1 rRNA gene is annotated in these 3,036 nt (G+C 50.2%); it reads left to right on the forward strand.

Features of this window, described 5'->3' with window-relative positions:
- Positions 1-183: 183 nt before the first annotated feature.
- Positions 184-3,036 (forward strand): 23S ribosomal RNA (locus VIR50_RS10595); the annotation flags it as partial.

The following is a 3,036-nucleotide window of genomic DNA, read 5'->3' on the forward strand; positions in this document are numbered from 1 at the left end:
GTTGTACCTTGAAAACTGCATATACACAAATATCGAAATTAACGAAAACGTTAAGAGATAGGAAAAGACATCCGAGGAGTTATCGAAAGATAACGAATCAAAGAAACTAACGCAAGTTAGAAAAGACCATATATACGAGGATATATGGCAAGCGCTTTATTCCTACGCTAGGGAATAAAGGAATGGTCAAACATTAAGAGCGCAGGGTGGATGCCTTGGCACTAAGAGCCGAAGAAAGACGTGATAAGCTGCGAAAAGCTACGGGGAGGAGCACATATCCCGCGATCCGTAGATATCTGAATGGGGAAACCCACATGAGGAAACCTCATGTATCCATACCCCAATACATAAGGTATGGAAGGGAACCCGGGGAACTGAAACATCTAAGTACCCGGAGGAAAAGAAAGAAACATCGATTTCCAAAGTAGCGGCGAGCGAAATGGAAGGAGCCTAAACCTGTGTGCGTGCATACAGGGGTTACGGACTGCAAGAAGTGACTTTAAGGATAACAGAAGGGTTTGGGAAAGCCGGCCAGAGAGGGTGAAAGCCCCGTACGTGAAATCCGACAAAGAGCGAGCAGGATCCAAAGTACCACGAGACACGAGAAACCTTGTGGGAAGTCGGGGGGACCACCCCCCAAGGCTAAATACTACTTAGTGACCGATAGCGCATAGTACTGTGAAGGAAAGGTGAAAAGAACCCCGGGAGGGGAGTGAAAGAGAACCTGAAACCCTGTGTTTACAAGCTGTGGAAGCACGAATAAAGTGCAACCGCGTACTTTTTGTAGAACGGTCCGGCGAGTTACGCTTACTGGCAAGGTTAAGCACTAAAGGTGTGGAGCCGAAGGGAAACCAAGTCTGAATAGGGCGAGTAAGTCAGTGGGAGTAGACCCGAAACCGGGTGATCTATCCATGTCCAGGTTGAAGTTGCCGTAAAAGGCAATGGAGGACCGAACGCACATCCGTTGAAAAGGGTGGCGATGAGGTGTGGATAGGGGAGAAATTCCAATCGAACCCGGAGATAGCTGGTTCTCCTCGAAATAGCTTTAGGGCTAGCCTCATATTAGTCTAACGGAGGTAGAGCACTGAATACCCTAGGGGGCGTCAAAGCTTACCAAAGGTTATCAAACTCCGAATGCCGTAGAGATGATGTATGGGAGTCAGACTGTACGAGATAAGTTGGACAGTCAAAAGGGAAAGAGCCCAGACCTCCAGCTAAGGTCCCAAAGTGTGTGTTAAGTGGAAAAGGATGTGGGATTTCTAAGACAACTAGGATGTTGGCTCAGAAGCAGCCATGCATTCAAAGAGTGCGTAATAGCTCACTAGTCGAGAGGTCCTGCGCCGAAAATGTCCGGGGCTAAAACACACCACCGAAGCTGAGGACACCGTAAGGTGTGGTAGAGGAGCATTGCTGACGCGATGAAGCAGTACCGAAAGGAGCTGTGGAGTGTCAGGAAGAGAGAATGCCGGAATGAGTAGCGAGATGAAGGTGAGAATCCTTCAGGCCGAATATCTAAGGTTTCCAGAGTAAAGCTGATCTGCTCTGGGGAAGTCGGGGCCTAAGGCAAGGGCGAGAGCCGTAGTCGATGGACAACAGGTGGAGATTCCTGTACTGCGATATATCAGAACTGTGGGGACACTTGTGGAGAGCACAAGCCGGAATGGAATCCGGTGCTAAGCGAAGTAGGTGTAGAGTAGGCAAATCCGCTCTATAAGCCAAAGACGTGACAGATACCGAAAGTTAGTAGGGAAGAGTGTGAGCCATGAGTCAAGAAAAGCCGCTATAGTATATATCGTACCCGTACCGTAAACCGACACAGGTGGATGAGGAGAGAATCCTAAGGCCGACGGAAGAAGTATTGTTAAGGAACTCGGCAAAATGACCCCGTAACTTCGGGAGAAGGGGTGCCTGGTGAGAGCCAGGCCGCAGAGAATAGGTTCAAGCAACTGTTTAGCAAAAACACAGGTCTATGCAAAACCGAAAGGTGAGGTATATGGGCTGACGCCTGCCCGGTGCTGGAAGGTTAAGAGGAGATGTTAGCGCAAGCGAAGCATTGAATTTAAGCCCCAGTAAACGGCGGCCGTAACTATAACGGTCCTAAGGTAGCGAAATTCCTTGTCGGGTAAGTTCCGACCCGCACGAAAGGCGTAATGATTTGAACGCTGTCTCGACAATACATCCGGTGAAATTGAAGTACCAGTGAAGATGCTGGTTACCTGCGCCAGGACGGAAAGACCCCATGGAGCTTCACTCCAGTTTGATACTGGGATTCGATACTGTCTGTACAGGATAGGTGGGAGACGAAGAAGACATGACGCCAGTTGTGTGTGAGTCGCTGTTGGGATACCACCCTTACAGTATTGGATTTCTAACCTGCAGCCGTGATCCGGCTGGGGGACAATGTCAGGCGGGGAGTTTGACTGGGGCGGTCGCCTCCGAAAGGGTATCGGAGGCGCTCAAAGGTTCCCTCAGAATGGTCGGAAACCATTCGAAGAGTGCAAAGGCAGAAGGGAGCTTGACTGCGACACCGACGGGTGGAGCAGGTAGGAAACTAGGACTTAGTGATCCGGTGGTATAAAGTGGGATTGCCATCGCTCAACGGATAAAAGCTACCCTGGGGATAACAGGCTTATCACTCCCAAGAGTTCACATCGACGGAGTGGTTTGGCACCTCGATGTCGGCTCATCGCATCCTGGGGCTGTAGTAGGTCCCAAGGGTTGGGCTGTTCGCCCATTAAAGCGGTACGCGAGCTGGGTTCAGAACGTCGTGAGACAGTTCGGTCCCTATCCGGCGTGGGCGTAGGATATTTGAGAGGAGCTGACCTTAGTACGAGAGGACCGGGTTGGACTGACCTCTGGTGTATCGGTTGTTCTGCCAAGAGCATGGCCGAGTAGCCAAGTCGGGAAGGGATAAACGCTGAAGGCATCTAAGCGTGAAGCCCCCCTCAAGATGAGATATCCCTCTTAAGAGATTAAGTAAGACCCCAGAAAGACGATCTGGTAGATAGGGCAGAGGTGGAAGTACAGTAATGTATG

The sequence above is a fragment of the Prevotella sp. genome (genome assembly GCF_036570325.1).
Taxonomy (GTDB): domain Bacteria; phylum Bacteroidota; class Bacteroidia; order Bacteroidales; family Bacteroidaceae; genus Prevotella.